The organism is Corynebacterium silvaticum (assembly GCF_002162115.2).
GTDB classification, from domain to species: domain Bacteria; phylum Actinomycetota; class Actinomycetes; order Mycobacteriales; family Mycobacteriaceae; genus Corynebacterium; species Corynebacterium silvaticum.
The window spans coordinates 437,635-456,540 of sequence record NZ_CP021417.2; the positions used below are offsets into that span (position 1 = coordinate 437,635).

At 55.7% G+C, this 18,906-nt stretch carries 24 protein-coding genes and 1 pseudogene; 17 read left to right on the forward strand and 8 right to left on the reverse strand.

The genetic code is table 11. The annotated features are described in order from the left end of the window. The first annotated feature begins 387 nt into the window (after positions 1-387). The 6 genes from rpsL to CBE74_RS14475 all read left to right on the forward strand — a co-directional run bounded on the left by rpsL (position 388) and on the right by CBE74_RS14475 (position 6,459). Complete coding sequence (rpsL, locus tag CBE74_RS14450) at positions 388-759, forward strand: 30S ribosomal protein S12 (RefSeq protein WP_087453376.1); 372 nt, start codon at positions 388-390, stop codon at positions 757-759. A gap of 3 nt (positions 760-762) precedes the next feature. Beyond that, positions 763-1,230 (forward strand): 30S ribosomal protein S7, encoded by a 468-nt coding sequence (rpsG, locus tag CBE74_RS14455; RefSeq protein ID WP_013241192.1) that lies wholly within the window; start codon positions 763-765, stop codon positions 1,228-1,230. Between the two features lie 288 nt (positions 1,231-1,518). Beyond that, complete coding sequence (gene fusA / locus CBE74_RS14460; protein ID WP_087453377.1) at positions 1,519-3,645, forward strand: elongation factor G; 2,127 nt, start codon at positions 1,519-1,521, stop codon at positions 3,643-3,645. Between the two features lie 306 nt (positions 3,646-3,951). Then, the gene (gene tuf, locus CBE74_RS14465; protein WP_013241194.1) at positions 3,952-5,142 is read left to right on the forward strand and encodes an elongation factor Tu; all 1,191 of its coding nucleotides are present in this window, start codon (positions 3,952-3,954) and stop codon (positions 5,140-5,142) included. Positions 5,143-5,237: 95 nt separating this feature from the next. After that, positions 5,238-5,867, forward strand: coding sequence for a hypothetical protein (locus tag CBE74_RS14470; RefSeq protein WP_087453378.1), 630 nt, complete (start codon positions 5,238-5,240; stop codon positions 5,865-5,867). Positions 5,868-5,901: 34 nt separating this feature from the next. Beyond that, positions 5,902-6,459 carry a DUF421 domain-containing protein gene (locus tag CBE74_RS14475; RefSeq protein WP_375167316.1) on the forward strand — a complete coding sequence of 186 codons (558 nt, stop codon included), beginning with the start codon at positions 5,902-5,904 and terminating at the stop codon, positions 6,457-6,459. Here the strand turns inward: CBE74_RS14475 and CBE74_RS14480 are convergent. Genes CBE74_RS14480 through CBE74_RS14505 form a run of 6 tightly spaced genes read right to left on the reverse strand, consistent with a single transcriptional unit; the run spans position 6,456 to position 9,036 of the window. After that, positions 6,456-7,001 carry an alkaline shock response membrane anchor protein AmaP gene (locus CBE74_RS14480; RefSeq protein WP_087453380.1) on the reverse strand — a complete coding sequence of 182 codons (546 nt, stop codon included), beginning with the start codon at positions 6,999-7,001 and terminating at the stop codon, positions 6,456-6,458. The genes CBE74_RS14475 and CBE74_RS14480 overlap by 4 nt on opposite strands. Next, entirely contained in the window at positions 6,998-7,546 is a 549-nt protein-coding gene (locus CBE74_RS14485) for a DUF6286 domain-containing protein (RefSeq protein WP_087453381.1), read from the reverse strand. Before CBE74_RS14485 ends, CBE74_RS14480 begins: the two co-directional genes overlap by 4 nt. After that, positions 7,539-8,000: an Asp23/Gls24 family envelope stress response protein gene (locus CBE74_RS14490; protein WP_087453382.1), complete on the reverse strand. Its 462-nt coding sequence runs from the start codon at positions 7,998-8,000 to the stop codon at positions 7,539-7,541. Before CBE74_RS14490 ends, CBE74_RS14485 begins: the two co-directional genes overlap by 8 nt. Continuing rightward, positions 8,000-8,206: a hypothetical protein gene (locus CBE74_RS14495; protein WP_013910792.1), complete on the reverse strand. Its 207-nt coding sequence runs from the start codon at positions 8,204-8,206 to the stop codon at positions 8,000-8,002. The genes CBE74_RS14490 and CBE74_RS14495 overlap by 1 nt, the downstream gene beginning before the upstream one ends. Then, positions 8,206-8,556 carry an Asp23/Gls24 family envelope stress response protein gene (locus CBE74_RS14500; protein ID WP_087453383.1) on the reverse strand — a complete coding sequence of 117 codons (351 nt, stop codon included), beginning with the start codon at positions 8,554-8,556 and terminating at the stop codon, positions 8,206-8,208. The genes CBE74_RS14495 and CBE74_RS14500 overlap by 1 nt, the downstream gene beginning before the upstream one ends. Positions 8,557-8,568: 12 nt before the next feature. Beyond that, positions 8,569-9,036 (reverse strand): Asp23/Gls24 family envelope stress response protein, encoded by a 468-nt coding sequence (locus CBE74_RS14505; RefSeq protein ID WP_087453384.1) that lies wholly within the window; start codon positions 9,034-9,036, stop codon positions 8,569-8,571. Between the two features lie 735 nt (positions 9,037-9,771). Here CBE74_RS14505 and rpsJ point away from each other — a divergent pair. From rpsJ to rpsQ, 11 genes are read left to right on the forward strand one after another with little or no spacing between them, the layout of a single operon-like run. Continuing rightward, entirely contained in the window at positions 9,772-10,077 is a 306-nt protein-coding gene (gene rpsJ, locus CBE74_RS14510; RefSeq protein WP_003854291.1) for a 30S ribosomal protein S10, read from the forward strand. A 32-nt stretch (positions 10,078-10,109) separates the two neighbouring features. After that, positions 10,110-10,766, forward strand: coding sequence for a 50S ribosomal protein L3 (gene rplC, locus CBE74_RS14515; protein ID WP_013241203.1), 657 nt, complete (start codon positions 10,110-10,112; stop codon positions 10,764-10,766). Then, complete coding sequence (gene rplD, locus CBE74_RS14520; protein WP_087453385.1) at positions 10,763-11,416, forward strand: 50S ribosomal protein L4; 654 nt, start codon at positions 10,763-10,765, stop codon at positions 11,414-11,416. The genes rplC and rplD overlap by 4 nt, the downstream gene beginning before the upstream one ends. Further along, positions 11,416-11,721 carry a 50S ribosomal protein L23 gene (gene rplW / locus CBE74_RS14525; RefSeq protein ID WP_023635110.1) on the forward strand — a complete coding sequence of 102 codons (306 nt, stop codon included), beginning with the start codon at positions 11,416-11,418 and terminating at the stop codon, positions 11,719-11,721. Before rplD ends, rplW begins: the two co-directional genes overlap by 1 nt. A gap of 21 nt (positions 11,722-11,742) precedes the next feature. Then, entirely contained in the window at positions 11,743-12,585 is an 843-nt protein-coding gene (gene rplB / locus CBE74_RS14530) for a 50S ribosomal protein L2 (protein ID WP_013910797.1), read from the forward strand. A gap of 16 nt (positions 12,586-12,601) precedes the next feature. Then, the gene (gene rpsS / locus CBE74_RS14535) at positions 12,602-12,880 is read left to right on the forward strand and encodes a 30S ribosomal protein S19 (RefSeq protein ID WP_013241207.1); all 279 of its coding nucleotides are present in this window, start codon (positions 12,602-12,604) and stop codon (positions 12,878-12,880) included. A 3-nt stretch (positions 12,881-12,883) separates the two neighbouring features. After that, the gene (rplV, locus tag CBE74_RS14540; RefSeq protein ID WP_013910798.1) at positions 12,884-13,246 is read left to right on the forward strand and encodes a 50S ribosomal protein L22; all 363 of its coding nucleotides are present in this window, start codon (positions 12,884-12,886) and stop codon (positions 13,244-13,246) included. After that, entirely contained in the window at positions 13,246-13,992 is a 747-nt protein-coding gene (gene rpsC / locus CBE74_RS14545; RefSeq protein ID WP_087453386.1) for a 30S ribosomal protein S3, read from the forward strand. The genes rplV and rpsC overlap by 1 nt, the downstream gene beginning before the upstream one ends. A gap of 2 nt (positions 13,993-13,994) precedes the next feature. Then, positions 13,995-14,411, forward strand: a complete 417-nt coding sequence (rplP, locus tag CBE74_RS14550) for a 50S ribosomal protein L16 (protein ID WP_013241210.1) — start codon at positions 13,995-13,997, stop codon at positions 14,409-14,411. Further along, positions 14,411-14,641 (forward strand): 50S ribosomal protein L29, encoded by a 231-nt coding sequence (gene rpmC / locus CBE74_RS14555; RefSeq protein WP_004566751.1) that lies wholly within the window; start codon positions 14,411-14,413, stop codon positions 14,639-14,641. The genes rplP and rpmC overlap by 1 nt, the downstream gene beginning before the upstream one ends. A gap of 2 nt (positions 14,642-14,643) precedes the next feature. Further along, on the forward strand, positions 14,644-14,922 hold the full coding sequence (gene rpsQ, locus CBE74_RS14560) for a 30S ribosomal protein S17 (protein WP_087453387.1): 279 nt from the start codon (positions 14,644-14,646) through the stop codon (positions 14,920-14,922). 195 nt (positions 14,923-15,117) lie between these two features. On the opposite strand, the gene CBE74_RS14565 is transcribed toward rpsQ, so the two are convergent. Both CBE74_RS14565 and CBE74_RS14570 read right to left on the reverse strand, forming a co-directional pair. Continuing rightward, positions 15,118-16,800: an ABC transporter family substrate-binding protein gene (locus CBE74_RS14565; RefSeq protein WP_087453388.1), complete on the reverse strand. Its 1,683-nt coding sequence runs from the start codon at positions 16,798-16,800 to the stop codon at positions 15,118-15,120. Positions 16,801-16,824: 24 nt separating this feature from the next. Next, a pseudogene (locus CBE74_RS14570) lies at positions 16,825-18,903 on the reverse strand (dipeptide ABC transporter ATP-binding protein). Positions 18,904-18,906 lie beyond the last annotated feature (3 nt).

Below are 18,906 nucleotides of genomic sequence, written 5' to 3' on the forward strand. Positions count from 1 at the left end.
TTCTCAAAAACGACAATCGCTGCGGTAGCTGTTGCGCTGTGTGCGGAAGTATTGGTGTGGTGCCTGCTGTGTTGCGGCATCTTTAAGGCCTTTGGCTTGCTTGTCTTGGCCAGATGCTGTAGGTTGTGTGCTAGTCCCACTTGTTTGATGGTGGGAGCCTGACGTTTTGCCTGGTTGGCGCCAGTGTGTGATCTTGTGAAAGGTTGCATACCAGTCCACAGTGGATTGAAGCGTTGTGGTAAATGCGGAAGCGGCCCCGGAAAAGAGCCCCTTTTTTGGTTTTTCTAGGGTCCTTTAGGGGCCATTCCGCACTAGCCAGGCACATGAAGCGATAACTTCTTCGAGGTTTTCAGCTTCGAAGAAAAGTACCGATTGAGAAAGACGGCTATGCCTACTATTCAGCAGCTGGTCCGCAAGGGCCGCCACGATAAGACTGCAAAGGTTTCCACTGCAGCCCTGAAGGGCTCCCCGCAGCGTCGTGGCGTGTGCACCCGTGTGTACACCACTACTCCTAAGAAGCCGAACTCCGCTCTGCGTAAGGTCGCTCGTGTGCGCCTTACCTCCGGCATCGAGGTTTCCGCTTACATCCTAGGTGAGGGCCACAACCTCCAGGAGCACTCCATGGTGCTCGTCCGCGGTGGTCGTGTGAAGGACCTTCCGGGTGTTCGCTACAAGATCATCCGTGGCGCACTGGATACCCAGGGTGTGAAGGATCGTAAGCAGGCTCGCTCCCGCTACGGCGCAAAGAAGGAGAAGTAATCAATGCGTAAGAATGCAGCTCCCAAGCGTCCTATCGTTAAAGACCCAGTTTTCGGCTCTGAGGTTGTTACCCAGTTGGTAAACAAGGTTCTGTTGGACGGCAAGAAGTCCACCGCTGAGCGTATCGTTTACGGCGCACTGGACATCTGCAAGGAAAAGACCGGTACTGATCCGGTTCTGACCCTTGAGAAGGCTCTCGGCAACATCAAGCCTGATCTTGAGGTTCGTTCCCGCCGCGTCGGTGGCGCTACCTACCAGGTTCCTGTTGAGGTTCGCCCGGGCCGTGCAAACACCCTGGCCCTGCGTTGGTTGGTTACGTTCACCCGTCAGCGCCGCGAGAACACCATGATCGAGCGTCTCGCTAACGAGATCCTTGATGCAGCGAACGGCCTCGGTGCTTCCGTGAAGCGTCGCGAGGACACCCACAAGATGGCTGAGGCTAACCGCGCCTTCGCCCACTACCGCTGGTAATTCGTATGCGTATTGTGACCCGACTGGGACGGCTCAGAGTTTTCACCCTCGTTGCGCACGTGTAAAACCACGGCGACAAGGAGATGTGAGAAGCTGCGCGCCGCCAGTTGGGTCACTTTTCCATAGGAAAGATCTCGTAAACTTTCACGTTTTGTTGGAACTCGGCTGAGAATTCAACGAGTTTTTGGCAGAATAAACACGAACTATCCGTGCAGTGAGTGTGTCTTCCTGCAGCGTTTACCGCTCTAGGGACAAAGACCACTCTAGCTACATAAGTTAGGGACAACTGTGGCACAAGAAGTGCTTAAGGACTTGAACAAGGTCCGCAACATCGGCATCATGGCCCACATTGACGCCGGTAAGACCACCACCACCGAGCGTATCCTCTTCTACACCGGCATCAACCGTAAGGTCGGCGAGACCCACGATGGTGCTTCCACCACTGACTGGATGGAGCAGGAGAAGGAACGCGGCATCACCATTACCTCGGCTGCTGTTACCTGTTTCTGGAACGGCAACCAGATCAACATCATCGATACCCCAGGCCACGTGGACTTCACCGTTGAGGTTGAGCGCTCCCTTCGCGTTCTCGACGGCGCAGTCGCAGTGTTCGACGGTAAAGAGGGCGTTGAGCCTCAGTCCGAGCAGGTGTGGCGTCAGGCTGCTAAGTACGACGTTCCCCGTATCTGCTTTGTGAACAAGATGGACAAGCTCGGTGCAGACTTCTACTTCACCGTTCAGACCATCATCGATCGCCTCGGTGCTAAGCCATTGGTCATGCAGCTGCCTATCGGCGCTGAAGATGACTTCGATGGTGTTGTTGACCTTCTTGAGATGAAGGCCATCACGTGGCGCGGCAAGGTCGAGACCGGCGCTGAGCCAGTTATCGAGGAGATTCCAGCTGACTTGGCTGACAAGGCTGCTGAATACCGCGAGAAGCTCGTTGAGACCGTCGCTGAGGCCGATGAGGCTCTCATGGAGAAGTACTTCGGTGGCGAGGAACTCACCATCGAAGAGCTCAAGGCCGGTATCCGTAAGCTGACCGTTAACTCTGAGGTCTACCCAGTTCTTTGTGGTACCGCTTACCGCAACAAGGGTGTTCAGCCACTGCTCGACGCTGTTATCGATTACCTCCCAACTCCATTGGACATCGGAGAGGTTCACGGACACAAGGTTGGCGACGAGTCTGTGGACTTGGTTCGTAAGCCTTCCGTTGAAGAGCCTTTCTCTGCTCTTGCGTTCAAGATCGCAGCTCACCCGTTCTTCGGCAAGCTCACCTTCGTTCGCGTTTACTCCGGTGTTGTTGAGCCTGGTGCTCAGGTTGCCAACTCCACCAAGGGCAAGAACGAGCGCATTGGTAAGCTGTTCCAGATGCACGCCAACAAGGAGAACCCTGTTGACGAGGCACGCGCTGGTAACATCTACGCGTTCATCGGTCTGAAGGACACCACCACTGGTGACACCCTCTGCGATAAGAACGACCAGATCATCCTTGAGTCCATGGACTTCCCGGACCCAGTGATCAAGGTGTCCATCGAGCCAAAGACCAAGTCTGACCAGGAGAAGCTCGGTACCGCTATTCAGAAGCTTTCTGAAGAGGACCCAACCTTCACCGTTGAGCTCGACGAAGAGTCCGGCCAGACCGTCATCGGCGGCATGGGTGAGCTCCACCTCGACGTTCTTGTTGACCGCATGAAGCGCGAATTCAAGGTCGAAGCTAACGTTGGTAACCCGCAGGTTGCATACCGCGAGACCATCCGTAAGACCGTCGAGAAGCTTGAGTACACCCACAAGAAGCAGACTGGTGGTTCCGGTCAGTTCGCTAAGGTCATCATCGGCATCGAGCCTTACGTTCCTGAGCTGGAGACCTTGGAAGAGGGCGAGTCCCCAATCTACAAGTTCGAGAACGCTGTCACCGGTGGACGCATTCCGAAGGAATACATTCCTTCCGTGGATGCAGGTATCCAGGATGCAATGCAGTACGGCTACCTCGCTGGCTTCCCGCTGGTAAACATCAAGGCAACGCTTATCGACGGCGCATACCACGAGGTTGACTCCTCTGAAATGGCCTTCAAACTTGCTGGTTCTCAGGCTCTTAAAGAGGCTGTCGCAAAGGCAAAGCCAGTTCTTCTTGAGCCTTTGATGGCTGTCGAGGTCATTACTCCTGAGGAGTACATGGGCGACGTTATCGGCGACATCAACTCTCGTCGTGGCCAGGTCTCCGCAATGGGTGACCGTGCTGGCGCCAAGGTTGTTAAGGCAAAGGTTCCGCTGTCCGAGATGTTCGGTTACGTTGGTGACCTGCGCTCTCGTACCCAGGGCCGCGCTAACTACACCATGATCTTCGATTCCTACGCAGAGGTTCCGACCAACGTAGCAACCGAGATCGTTGCTGAGCGCAACGGCACTGCCTAAGCGTTAAGCCCTCTCGTACTATGTCCTTTTCCCTCCTGTGCTGGTGGGGAAAGGGGCGGTACGGAAAGGGGTAGCGGCTCGTTGAGCGTTTCCACCTGCGGAATGCTGAGCCGGCCGTTACCCTGTAAGATCCATCTGGATCCTTCGGTGGTTTGATAAAAACACCGTGTGACCCTAGGATCATGTAACTGGCGCATTAGTAAATAGCTGTACTGCCAGACTGCCGAATTAGCGGTCAGAATGTACAGCAACTGTCAACTCGTGGCTGCGAAATCGTAGCCACCACGAAGTCCAGGAGGACACACAGTGGCAAAGGCTAAGTTCGAGCGTACTAAGCCGCACGTTAACATCGGTACCATCGGTCATGTCGATCACGGCAAGACCACCACTACCGCTGCTATCACCAAGGTTCTGGCTGACGCATACCCGGATCTCAACGAGGCTTTCGCCTTCGACGCCATTGACAAGGCACCGGAGGAGAAGGAGCGTGGCATCACGATCAACATCTCCCACGTTGAGTACCAGACCGAGAAGCGCCACTACGCACACGTGGATGCTCCGGGTCACGCCGACTACATCAAGAACATGATCACCGGCGCTGCTCAGATGGACGGCGCAATCCTCGTGGTTGCTGCTACCGACGGCCCAATGCCTCAGACCCGTGAGCACGTTCTGCTCGCTCGCCAGGTTGGCGTTCCTTACATCCTCGTTGCTCTTAACAAGTGCGACATGGTTGACGATGAGGAAATCATCGAGCTCGTCGAGATGGAGATCCGTGAGCTGCTCGCTGAGCAGGATTACGATGAAGAGGCTCCAATCATCCACATCTCCGCACTGAAGGCTCTCGAGGGCGACGAGGAGTGGACCAAGTCCATCCTCGAGCTCATGCAGGCTTGCGACGATTCCATCCCGGATCCAGAGCGCGAGACCGACAAGCCATTCCTCATGCCTATCGAGGACATCTTCACCATCACCGGTCGTGGCACCGTTGTTACCGGCCGTGTTGAGCGTGGCCAGCTGAACGTCAACGAAGACGTTGAGATCATCGGTATCAAGGAAAAGTCCACCCAGACCACCGTTACCGGTATCGAGATGTTCCGTAAGCTTCTCGACTACACCGAGGCTGGCGACAACTGTGGTCTCCTCCTCCGTGGTATCAAGCGCGAAGACGTCGAGCGCGGTCAGGTTGTTGTTAAGCCAGGCGCTTACACTCCTCACACCGAGTTCGAGGGCTCTGTCTACGTCCTTTCCAAGGACGAGGGCGGCCGCCACACCCCGTTCTTCGACAACTACCGTCCTCAGTTCTACTTCCGCACCACCGACGTTACCGGTGTTGTGAAGCTTCCTGAGGGCACCGAGATGGTTATGCCTGGCGACAACGTCGACATGTCCGTCACCCTGATCCAGCCTGTCGCTATGGACGAGGGCCTGCGCTTCGCTATCCGCGAGGGCTCCCGCACCGTTGGCGCTGGCCGCGTCACCAAGATCATCAAGTAATGATCTTTTAGCAGTTCGCTGCTAGGCTTTTAAAAATCCGCCTTGGTCTCTGTGCCAGGGCGGATTTTTTATGCCGTGGGATAAAATCGGAACCCATGATCGATCGTTCCCACATGGATAGAATGCTTGATGCCGTCCGAGAAGTGTGGGAAGGCCAGCCGGATCTGGATTTTGCTGCACTCATGGGCATGCTGAACACCCACGGACTTACGTGGGGAATTTCCGATAACGATGCCCATGACATATGCATGATGATTGCCACTACCTATCCGGGGGAGCTCTCCAAAGTCACAGGGCGGTACAGCGTGTTGCTTGCCAACAACACCACCGCAGTACTTACCCGGGAGCGCATTGTGCTGCTTCGCGGTTGGCAGCAACCTATCTGGTGGAACTACAAGTCCCTAGTGCAAGCACGGGTGGGCTTGCCCCTCGTTGTGGCTGACCACCAGGGCATTGAACACCGTCTAGACACGATTCGCCGTATTGAGAAGACAACGCTGGCGGAAGATACGGATACGCGCGTAATTGAGCTTGCCGACGCCTCCGTGGTTCTCCAAAGAGGCCATCAAGCGCGTCACTTTGTGCGCAGGTGTCGCGAGGTGGAGACCCACGAGTATCGGGTTCCTCAGGCGTGGTCGCCTGAAATAGAAAAGCCACTAAAGCTCCTCACCAAGGAACGCACTGCGGTGGAGTTGCCCGCTATCGCAGCACATATCCTTGGGTAGGAGCACTGAGGTTTCTACTGCCGGTAAAGTTCCTGTGGTGCAGGAGTTTAAACCTATCCTCGTAGAGCAACTGACCATCGAGCCGTGGCGTATCCCCGTTGTGATTATCGCCGGGGTTGGTATTTATCTTGTTTTTCTGCTGATGATCCGAATATTCGGCGCACGGGTGCTCTCCCGTATGACAGCCTTTGACGCGGTGGTTCTCACAATGGTTGGTGCTGTGGCGGGTCGCGTTATCATCGGGCATCCTCCGACGCTCGCCGCTGGCGTGATCGGGTTGATAACTCTGATGCTGCTGGAAGCTATGTTTGGGGCCGCACGTGGTGTTTCTTCTGGTCTGCGACAAACCTTTGACGGCCGTCCGCGCATAGTGCTGGTGCACGGCGAGTGGATTTTTGAGGAATTGCGTAAGACTCACTTGGCTAAGTCGGATGTCCGATTCGCCATTAGAAGAGCTGGGATACACCGTATGGACATGGTGCAGTGCGTGATTCTTGAGCCCACGGGAGAACTCTCGATTTTTAGGGAAGGAACCCCGGTAGACCCCGAGCTGTTACGGGGCGTAGCGGGCGTAGACCGGCTTTATCCTTAGTCTTCAACTTTAGCCATGTGCACACGGTACTCGGTGCGAATAGGCGTGTCCGGTAAAACCGCTGCTATGTCCTGGTCTAGTTGCTGAAGCGCCTGCTGGATGCTCAGCGCATTCGGTACCGATTCCAAGAGGATCGTGAGGGCGATGACTGTCTCCTCGCCGCGTCTTTCCACATGCCCGTGGGCGGAGATAACAGGATCGAGTTCTTCTATGTCTTCGGCTGCTAGTTCTGCTATGTGGTCTATGTTGACGCTGATTGTCCCGTTCTTCTGAGTGACGCGGGAAATATGATTGCGACGCATATTGGCAACCACAATCCAGACTCCGCTGATTAAGAAAAGAACCGCGGCGAAGAACAAAGCGACATCGAACCAGCGTTGCTGAGATGCCTGGTGCCAACGCGGAAACTCAGCAAGATCAGCGAGCTGCTGTGCCCACGGAAGATCAAAATTGAGGGCAATGGTCCACGCAGCCAGAGCTCCGAGAAGAGCACCGATGAGGAGGCATAGGAGACGGTCGAAACTAGCCGTAGATCGTTTCATTGACTTTCACCTCTCACTACAACTTTGAGCTTGGGACGTGTGCACAGCTTCAGGGCGAGGGGCTCAACAGCAGTACGAATACGTTCCTCATATGTTTTAGCTTCTGTGAGCTGGTGAGAATCAATGGACGCCACCACCCTGATGGAGCGAGCGGAACCATTTACTGTGGTGTGCGCTTGGTTGACCCCAGGGACCTGCTTGGCGTTCAAAGTAGCTAGGCGTGCGATATCAAGGGGGCGCACATAACAGGTGACATCGTCGATAAGCGCCACATGGGTACGAGGTCGAGGTTTGAAAGCAATAGCTATCAGAACCAGGGCGAGAATCACCGTTGCTATGCCCGCAGCTAGCATCCAAGGCTGGTAGGTGACGGCAGAAATAAAACGAAGCACTGGGTTCACCCAGGCATGGCGGTGGTGGCCTTCAGTTCGCACCCACCAGAGTTCTCGCGCGGCGACAAAGCCGATGCCTATAGCGACGAGCCCAATGAGAATCGCGGCAAGGCGGGCGGCGGGGCGTCCTTTGATAGCAGTGGGGCTATCCATGGCTCCTCCTTGATTCGATTCTGTGGATAGTTATGGGTTTCAGTGCGCGTTGGGGCGCAGTGACGATAGGCACGAGCGATTGCGGTTCAGGAGCCACAGGGTGTGTTACCCGTGGTGGCTGTGGCTCGGGCGCGACGTCAAGCCGTGCTCCGTGGTTAAGAGCGGTGACTACAACATTCACAGGTACGCCCTGAATACCCGCGTAGCTAGAGAACCACTCGCTAATCGCAGCGGCCACATTTTCCGCCACGGCTGTCACCGGACTGGGCCACGTTACTGCTACAAAGGCTTCCACTGTGGGGATTGAGTGGAGGTCGTCGCGGCGGACGTCGATACGCGGAAGCGAGCGGCCAGCGCGGCGTGGAACGCGTACTGTGCCGGGGACTGAGTGCACAGCCGCTTTAGCCAGCTTGGTGAGAGCCCGATCCGTGATGATTACCGGAGGGGCTGTCATTATCCGCGGCCTCCACGTCGGAGATTCTCAACGAGGTCGTGGAAAATCTTGTACAGGTCGATCTTTCCATCAAAGTGCGCGCCGATAAGGGCACCTATGCCTCCAGCGACCGCCAGAATGAGGAGCGTGAGCAAATGGCCCGACAGGATCGCAAAGATCACCAAAACGCCGAGGATTGCGCCGAGAAGGGTTTTATTCTGAAACATTAAAGCTCCTTTAGCTGGGTTAGCTTTACGACGTCACTGATGACCACGTCAATCGAATTAACATCGCAGAGATCAGAATCCGCCACAGCCGCAGTGATTGATTGGGCAAGCTCCGTGAGGTTATAGCCGTAATAAGCAGCAACATTTACCTCAAGGGTCTGCTGGCCCTGTTGTATATCGTCTAATCGGAGTCCGGTGATTTTGCACCGCGGATAGAGCAGCGCGACCTCACCAAAACGTCCGCCACGAAGCTCCGCAACACCATCAATCCCAAGAATCTTTTCTGTTAGCGCGTATGCAGATTCATATGAGGGGAGAGTGGGAAGCCCTGATGGTCGCGGGGTTGTCACTGTGAAAGCTCCTTAGTGGACGCGAGTGTGAGCAGGAGAATCGTTGGCTTCGCCTTCGTCTTCATCGAGCTCCAAGTGGACGTCATGAACGGTGACGTTGACTTCAGTGACCTCAAGGCCCGTCATGCGCTCAATGGCATTGATAATGTTCTGTCGAATTGCTTGTGCCAGCTGGTGGATAGCGACTCCGTATTCAGCGACGATGGCAACGTCTACTGCAGCTTGGCGCTCGCCAACCTCCACCTCGACACCCTGCTGAAGATTGGTGCGCGATCCAGGAATCGAGTCGCGCAGTGCCCCGACTACGCGCGCAGCGTTGCCGCCGACGGCATGAACTCCCGATACTTCTCTGGTGGCTAGGCCAGCGATCTTTGCCACGACGGTATCTTCAATGACAGTCCTGCCGTGAGTGGTTTCCAATGTTGTAGGGGAACCAGCAGTTGAAGTTTCTACTGCTGGAGCATTCTGTGTATCGGACATGAGACGATCCTCCTCGTATATGGCGGTGTAACGCGTACGCAGCCGGTTTGTTCAGCCCCTGAAGTTACGTCCTCTATACTAAAAGGGTTTTTCTTAAAAGGGGAGGGGAGGGCAACTCCATGTGGATAACGATGCGGACAATTTTTAGACAAGTCGGCGTGATGGGGGCGCGGGGGCGTCGAAAAGCTAGAACCTTCCTATGTGACGGAAAACACGTGAAAAGTGTGGAGAAAGTTCTGGGAAGGGTTGTGCTGGATGGCTATTGATGTTTAAATACAAAGGTTGCTTTGACACAGTTATCGCAAAGTCTTCGCATATATGGTGCGGAAATTTTGAATTACTGCTGGTAAAGCAAACATGACACCTTCATGGTGAACCTCTGAGCGGAAACGTGAATGAGGGAAACGGAAGGATCCTTAAGAGATTGGGTGCAATGCACGTTTTTCTTGAGGGCCGGAGTGAAGGGGCATGGCAAATAAACAGCGGCAGTACGTAAGGGCCACGCTTATCGTGAGATATTAGGTCCCTTCCGGCTTGACATACGGGTCTTGTACCCCGTCAGGTGTTATGGCGTGTGTTTGTGTCCACGTCCACTAACTCCACCAAGTCGTCATAGACAGTCAAGTAAGAACTGGCGTTGCGCCCAGGCCCTAAGGTCCGGACAACGTTATAGAGATATTAAGAGCGATTCCCACCAATCCCTAGGATGTGGGACAAGCGAGGAAGAGGATAAGCGTGGCGGGACAAAAGATCCGCATTCGGCTGAAGGCCTACGATCACGAGGCGATTGATGCGTCTGCACGCAAAATCGTCGAGACCGTGACCCGTACGGGTGCACGTGTCGTCGGCCCGGTGCCGTTGCCCACCGAAAAGAACGTATACGCCGTTATTCGTTCTCCCCATAAGTACAAGGATTCTCGCGAGCACTTCGAGATGCGCACTCACAAGCGCCTGATCGACATCCTCGACCCGACGCCGAAGACGGTTGACGCTCTTATGCGCATCGACCTTCCGGCCAGCGTCGACGTGAATATTCAGTGATCGACGAAATTTTTGGCAGCGGAGAATAACTTATGAGTGAAACTGAGATCAAGGGCATTCTGGGCACCAAGCTCGGCATGACCCAGATCTTTGACGAGGACAACCGAGTAATCCCGGTTACCGTCGTTGAAGCTGGGCCGTGTGTGGTCACCCAGATTCGCACCATCGAAACCGATGGCTACAACGCCATCCAGATCGCCTACGGCGACATCGACCCTCGCAAGGCAAACAAGCCTGCAACCGGTCATTTCAAGAAAGCTGGCGTTACCCCTCGCCGTCACGTTGCAGAGATTCGTATGAACGACGTTTCTGCATACGAGCTCGGTCAGGACGTTACCGTTGAGATCTTCGAAGGCATCACCTTTGTTGACGTCACCGGAACGACCAAGGGTAAGGGCTACGCAGGTGCTATGAAGCGCCACGGCTTTGCAGGTCAGGGCGCTGCCCACGGTAACCAGGCTGCACACCGCCGCGTCGGTGGCATCGGTGCCTGCGCTACCCCAGGTCGCGTTTTCAAGGGCACCCGCATGGCAGGCCGCATGGGTAATGATCGCGTCACCACCCAGAACCTGAAGGTTCAGAAGATTGATGCAGATGCCAACCTGATTCTGATCAAGGGCGCTATTCCTGGCAACCGCGGTGGCATCGTTACCGTTAAGACTGCAGTGAAGGGCGGTGCACACGCATGACCAATCTAAAGTTGGACGTCCTCACCGCTGAGGGCAAGACCGACGGTCAAGTCGAACTGCCAGCAGAGATCTTCGATCGTGAAGCTTCTGTGGCACTTATGCACCAGGTTGTCAACGCACAGCTTGCTGCAAAGCGTCAGGGTACTCACTCGACCAAGACCCGCGCTGAGGTCTCCGGTGGCGGACGCAAGCCGTTCCGTCAGAAGGGCACTGGCCGCGCTCGTCAGGGCTCGATCCGTGCTCCTCACTTCACCGGTGGCGGCATCTCGCACGGCCCTAAGCCACGCGACTACAGCCAGCGCACCCCGAAGAAGATGATCAAGGCTGCTCTGTACGGTGCACTGTCGGATCGCGCTCGCCACGAGCGTATCCACGTGATCACCGAGCTGGTCGCTGGTCAGACTCCTTCCACCAAGTCCGCACGCGCTTTCGTTGAGCGCATCACCGATCGTTGCAACGTTCTTCTCGTTGTCGGTCGTGAGGACACCACCGCACAGAAGAGTGCTCGTAACCTGCCCGGCGTTCACATCCTGTTCGCTGATCAGCTGAACACTTATGACGTCCTCAAGTCTGATGACGTTGTGTTCTCTGTCGAGGCTTTGAACACCTTCATCAACCGCGTCACCGGCGCGGCTCAGGAGGAGAAGTAATGGCTAAGATCGCAGACCCCCGTGACATCATTCTCGCCCCGGTCGTCTCCGAGAAGTCTTATGGCTTGATGGAGCAGAACACCTACGTGTTCTTCGTTGCTCCTACCGCCAACAAGACCGAGATCAAGATCGCAATCGAGCAGATCTTCGGCGTCAAGGTTGCTTCCGTTAACACCGCTAACCGTGAGGGCAAGCGCAAGCGCACTCGCTCCGGTTACGGCGTACGCAAGGCAACCAAGCGCGCTTACGTGACGCTTCGAGAGGGCAGCGACGCAATCGACATCTTCGGCGGCTCCGCCGCTTAAGGTTCGAGGTAAGGACAAATTATGGCTATTCGTAAGTACAAGCCGACAACCCCGGGTCGCCGCCAGAGCTCCGTTTCCATGTTCGACGAGATCACTCGTTCTACTCCGGAAAAATCTCTGGTTCGCCCGCTCCCTAAGAAGGGCGGCCGTAACGTTCACGGCCACATCACCGTTCGCCACAAGGGCGGTGGACACAAGCGCCAGTACCGCGTCATCGACTTCCGTCGTAATGACAAAGACGGCATTCCCGCAAAGGTCGCTCACATTGAGTACGACCCGAACCGTACCGCTAACATCGCACTTCTGCACTACGTAGATGGCGAGAAGCGCTACATCATCGCTCCTAAGGGTATGAAGCAGGGCCAGATGATCGAATCTGGTGCTGCTGCAGACATCAAGGTTGGCAACAACCTTCCGCTGCGTAACATCCCTGCTGGTACCACCATTCACTGCGTCGAGTTGAAGCCGGGCGCAGGCGCTAAGCTGGCTCGTTCCGCTGGTGCCTCCATCCAGCTCCTCGGTAAAGCTGGTAAGTACGCAGTTCTGCGTATGCCGTCTTCGGAAATCCGCCGCGTGGATATCCGTTGCCGCGCAACCGTGGGCGAGGTCGGCAACGCTGACCAAATCAACATCCGCTGGGGTAAAGCCGGCCGTATGCGCTGGAAGGGCGTCCGCCCGACCGTCCGTGGTGTCGTTATGAACCCGGTCGATCACCCACACGGTGGTGGTGAAGGTAAGACCTCCGGTGGTCGTCACCCTGTTTCCCCATGGGGAAAGAAAGAGGGTCGTACCCGCAACCCCAACCGTTACAGCAACAATATGATCGTGTCGCGTCGTCGCACGAACAAGAGCAAGAAGCGCTAAGAGGAGGAAAACTTAGATGCCACGCAGCCTTAAGAAGGGCCCGTTCGTCGATGAGCACCTCCTCGCAAAGGTCGATGCTCAGAACGAAAAGGGCACCAAGCAGGTCATCAAGACCTGGTCCCGCCGTTCCACCATTCTCCCGGACTTCATTGGCCACACCTTCGCCGTCCACGACGGTCGCAAGCACGTGCCAGTGTTCGTGGACGACTCTATGGTCGGCCACAAGCTCGGTGAGTTTGCACCCACCAAGACCTTCAAGGGTCACATCAAGGACGATAAGAAGGGACGTCGATAAGCGATGAGTGAATCTGTCACCTCCGCACGCGCTACCGCGCGCTTCGTCCGTGTCTCTCCTATGAAGGCACGTCGTGTGATCGATCTGGTCCGCGGCAAGTCCATCGAGGAAGCACTCGCAATCCTGAAGTACGCTCCACAGGCTGCTTCTGAGCCGGTTGCAAAGGTCGTTGCTTCTGCAGCCGCTAACGCTGAGAACAACTTCGGTCTAGATCGCCGCTCCCTGGTCATCTCTGAGGCTTTTGCCGACGAGGGGCCGACCATGCGTCGTTTCAGCCCCCGCGCTCAGGGTCGTGCTTTCCAGATACGCAAGCGCACCAGCCACATCACCGTGGTTGTTGAGAGCCAGAAGGAAGGGGCCAAGTAGTGGGCCAGAAAATCCATCCTCACGGCCTACGTTTGGGCATCACTTCCGAGTGGAAGTCCCACTGGTACGCCGACAAGAACTACTCCGAGTACGTTGCTGAGGACATCCGTGTCCGCGAGTACTTGGTAAAGACCTTGGACCGTGCAGGTATCGCCGATATCGTTATCGAGCGCACCCGCGATCGCGTCCGCGTCGATATTCACACCGCTCGTCCGGGCATCGTGATTGGTCGTCGTGGTTCTGAGGCAGACCGTCTGCGCAAAGAGCTGGAGAAGCTCACTGGCAAGCAGGTCGCCCTCAACATCCTTGAGGTCAAGAACATTGATGCAAACGCTCAGTTGGTGGCTCAGTCCATCGCCGAGCAGCTGACCAACCGTGTGGCATTCCGTCGCGCAATGCGCAAGGCTATCCAGTCTGCAATGCGCCAGCCACAGGTCAAGGGCATCAAGGTTGTTTGTTCCGGTCGTCTCGGCGGTGCCGAGATGTCCCGCACCGAGCGCTACCATGAGGGTCGCGTTCCGCTGCACACCCTCCGCGCCGAGATCGATTACGGCACCTACGAGGCACACACCACTTTCGGTCGCATTGGCGTCAAGGTGTGGATCTACAAGGGTGACGTCGTCGGTGGTCGTCGTGAGAGCGAGATCAATGCACCCGTAGAGCGTCGCCGCCGTGGTGACCGCAACGCATGCCCGCGTCGCGGTGGCCAGCGTCGTAACCGCGCTGAGCAGAAGCAGGAGGGCTAAGAATGCTTATCCCTAAGCGCGTCAAATACCGTCGCCAGCACCGTCCGACTCGTAGTGGCGTGTCCAAGGGCGGTAACCGCATCACTTTCGGTGACTACGGCATCCAGGCTCTTGAGCCTGCCTATATCACCAACCGTCAGATCGAGTCTGCACGTATCGCCATCAACCGCCACGTCAAGCGTGGTGGCAAGGTGTGGATCAACATCTTCCCGGATCGTCCGCTGACCCAGAAGCCGCTCGGCGTGCGTATGGGTTCCGGTAAGGGCCCCGTGGAGAAGTGGATCGCTAACGTCAAGCCGGGTCGTATCCTCTTCGAGATGAGCTTCCCGAATGAAGAGGTAGCTCTTGAGGCTCTGCGCCGTGCAGGCCAGAAGCTTCCTTGCAAAGTTCGTATCGTTAAGAAGGAGGACCAGTTCTAATGGCTAACGGTACCCCCGCACACGAGCTTCGCGAGCTGAACGCCGAGGAGCTGAAGACCCGTCTGACCGAAGCCAAGGAAGAGCTGTTCAACCTGCGCTTCCAGGCTGCTACCGGCCAGTTGACCAACAACCGCCGCCTTCGCACGGTAAAGCGCGACATCGCCCGCATCTACACCGTTATTCGCGAGCGTGAGCTGGGCCTGTCCGAGGTTCCGGGAGCTGAGGCTTAAACATGAGTGAGGCAAACGTGAACAAGAAGGAAAAGGGCGCACGCAAGGTCCGCACCGGCTACGTGGTTTCTGACAAGATGCAGAAGACCATCGTTGTTGAGCTTGAGGACCGCAAGCAGCACGCCAAGTACGGCAAGACCATTCGTACCAACTCGAAGGTCAAGACACACGATGAGGACAGCATCGCCGGCGTCGGCGACCTCGTCCGCATCGAGGAGACTCGTCCGCTGTCCAAGGACAAGCACTTCCGTCTCGTTGAGATCATTGAGAAGGCTAAGTAGTCTTTGACAGAGAATTAGCTCCTGGCTAATCGCAAACGCGGTGTATATCTTGAGAAATTGAGATATGCACCGCGTTTGCACAGAGCAGTAAGCTCTGGGCTCTTGCAAGCCTGTGATGGCAAAAACAAGCCGGACCATACTGAACTAGCGGGGAGCAGTTCAGTATGGTCCGGTTTGTACTAGTTTGTACTATCTTTATTCGGCAGCCCAGCCGATGTTTTCTATGGGAACGCTAGCAAAAGCATAGGCGCCGTAGTTAGCAAGCCCCTTCTTCACCGCGACGATATTAACGCCGTTGAATTCAGGGATTACCCCGTAGCGAGCGAGAGCCTCTACTTCCAGTTCGTTTGCACGTTTGATTTGTTCCTCACGGGTAGGAAGCGCCTGGAGCTCGCGAATCTTAGCATCAAGTTCGGGGGTTCCCGAGTGAGAACGATTGAGCTGGGAATCGGAGAGGTACGTTTGCCCGAAGTACGTGACGCCGAAAGGATCGCCAGCGGTGAAACCGATGGGGAAGATGTCGTAGTCGTCACTGGTTGCGAGCTTGGAAAAATCAGAGGATGGATGAGTCTCGATCTTCAAATCGATACCGATGTCTTTGAGCATCTTCTGGCTGGCTTTAGCAACAGACGTAGTTTGCTCGTCTTCACCAACCAAAACATATCGAATAGCTAGAGGCTTGCCGTCCTTTTCACGGATTCCGTTGGGGCCTTCAGCCCAGCCGGCTTCATCAAGAAGAGCCTTAGCCTTGTCTGCGTCAAAGGTAGCTACCTTGGAGAAGTTGTCCTGATAGTCCTTCTGGAAGGGGAAGTTGATGAGAGATCCAGGAGGATCCTCGGTGTAAGGAACGCCTTGGAACCAGATCGAGGACAGCAGCTTACGGTCTAGACCACGAGATACTGCCTCGCGCACCTTGATATCTTGCAAAATATCGGACTTTGCGTTGAGTAGCAGCAATGCGTTCTTAGGTAGACGACCGGTGCGGAGCTCAATACCCTGCATATCCTTGACTGCAGCGTAGCGGTCTTTCGACGGAACAGCCGTAGAATCGATCTCACCGTTCTTAAACGCGTTGACAGCCGCAGTGGTGTCCATCTGACGGAAGATGCGCTTATCTAGCTTTGGTGCGTCACCCCACCATTTTTCATTGGGAACGAACGTGGCTTCGCCTCGGTTGAAATCGATAGATTCCACCTTGTAGGGCCCTGCGCCCCATTCAGGGTGCACTTTCTTTACATAGTCATTGTAGTTGTGGGGATCACCCAACGCTGGGTGAGCGATGATACTGAATAGGCCCGTCCACCAAGGGTAGGTGCTGTCGAATTCTACGACAGCTTGCTTGTCATTAGCGCCCTTGGTCACCGAAGTGATGTTCTCATAACCGTCAGTGGCTGAGGGGACAAAAGCAGGGTCTTTGCCGTTTGTTGATTTTCCAGGTGGTTTCAAAAGCACGCCAGTCGATGGGGTTCCATCATTGAAAACAGCTTTGTCGTTGATGGTGTAAACGAGCTTGGTTTTGGAGCTGGAAGATTCTTCCTTCACATCCGTCACGTAGTTCTTGTTAAAAGAGAACTCGCTCTCTGGAGTGGAATCAATAAGTGTCGGGTTGTACCATTCCCACAGCATCGTGGTGTAACGCGTGGAATCCGCGTGGTGGCGATTCTGCTGTTCAGAGAATTCACCAATAGCAGTGGTGAACGTGCCGCCCTGCTTAATCTTGTCGCGATCCAAAGGATTGGAATCGGCGATACTGATGGTATCGGCAGTCTGCGCGTCCTTCGACGTGGGCGAGTCGCCACCGCATCCTGCAAGGAATAACGCACTTGCAGCAAACACAGCGGCTAATTTCCCGCTGGGGCTTCTGAGTTTCATGGACATGCCTTTCTTCCTAAGTTGAGAGGATTAATTGAGGGGAGTACCCGCAAAGTGACAAGCGTGAAGATGATCTGAATTTTCTGAATCGTCTATTCTGCGTACCTCCGGTTCTTGGTCGCGGCATCGACGCTGGTGGGCGTCGCCAAGCGTGGCGTAAAGCGGGCATCGTCCCCGAAACGCGCAGCCCGTGATCTCCTCTGTGGGGGAAGGCTGCGAGTCGGTGAGGATGATCCGTCTTCGGTTGCGCTCGGCGACGGGATCCGCCAGCGGGATCGCCGAGAGCAGCGCTTTGGTATAAGGGTGCTGCGGATTGTCAAAGAGAGAATCTGTATCGCCCTGTTCGACAAAACGACCCAGGTACATTACTGCGGCACGGTCAGAAATGTGACGGATAACGGAGAGGTCGTGAGCCACAAACAGGTAGCTGATGCCTAGGCGGGCTTTGAGCTCATCGAGGAGGTTCAGCATTCCTGCCTGGACAGAGACGTCGAGAGCAGAGACGGGCTCGTCAAGGACGATCAACTTGGGATTGGCAGCAAGCGCACGAGCTAGGGAAATGCGCTGGCGTTGGCCACCGGAAAAGTGGCCGGGGAACCTATCAATATGGGCGGGGTTTAAGCCGACTAGTCGGATAAGCTCGCGGATACGCTCATTTTTATCGCCGTCCCATCCCAAGGAATCGAGAGGCTCGCGGAGGATCTCTGCGACAGTGAGTCGTGGGTCAAGAGCTCCCATGGGGTCTTGGAAAACGATCTGAATGTCTTTGCGTAGGAGTCGTCGTTGATGCTTGGATATGCCCGCGACGTCTTGCTCACCTAACCGAATCTGAGTGGGTGCTTGCGGGGCCAGATCCATGATCTCCAACAGCGTGGTGGTCTTACCGCAGCCAGATTCGCCGACGATAGCAAAGCATTCGCCCTCTTTGATGTCAAAGGTCAGGCCGCTCACCGCTCGGACTTCTCCCACCGTTCGTTTCAGGAGAGCACCTTTGACCAATGGGAATGTTTTAGTCAGATCAGAGACGCTAAGCACGCAGGAGCGCTTCTCGCGGGGGATTCGCATGAGGGCGCCCTCATGAACAGGAGGCGTGGGGAAAATCGGAGCGCCATGAAGTTCTCCGCGGGAGATCGCAGTAGAGCGGATACACGCACGCTGCCTGATGCTGATCATTAATGGGCAGCAGGCCAGGCTCAGTCGCACGGCACTCGTCCGTGGCTATGGGGCAGCGCGGTGCAAAAGAGCACTCGTCGGGCAGATTAACCACGATCGGAGAGCTTCCCTCAATAGTGGTAAGTGAGACCTTTTCGCGTTTGCGTACAGAGGGGATAGAGCCAAGCAATCCGACGGTATAAGGCATCTTAGGCTCGCTGAAAAGCTCGTGAACGCCGGCGTATTCTACGGGGCGTCCTGCGTACATAACCATCACGTTGTCCGCGGTGCCAGCAACAACGCCCATGTCATGAGCAATCATGATCGTCGCGGCGTTAGTTTCCTTTTGCGCCATTTTGATCAGGTCGGAGGATCTGGGCCTGAATAGTCACGAGTCACGTCGAGGGCCGTGGTTGGCTCGTCAGCGATAAGGACTGACGGATTGTTGGCGATGGCGATGGCTATCACGACGCGTTGGCGCATACCGCCGGAAAATTCGTGGGGAAAAGCAAGGGCGCGACGCTTGGGATCAGGTATGCCCACGAGGTCCAGAAGCTCGATAGCCATATCCCACGCTTTGGCCTTAGAAATTTTTTGGTGGCAGCGCAGGGCTTCGACGATCTGAGATCCCACATTGAATACGGGTGTCAGCGCAGAGAGTGGATCTTGGAAGATCATGCTAATTTCCTTGCCGCGTGTTGCGGACATGGCGTCGTCGGAAAGCCCGATGAGCTCGCGGTCATGAAGTTGAACGGAACCTGTAACTGTGGCGTAGTCGGGCAGCAAACCCATGACTGCCATAGAGGCTACGGATTTTCCGGAACCAGATTCTCCCACTATGCCGAGTGTCTGACCAGGATAAAGATCAAAAGAGATACCGCGAACTGCGTTGACGTTTCCAGCTTCTGAAGGGAAGGTGACGTTGAGGTTCTGGACGCTAAGGACTGGATTAGTCATGGT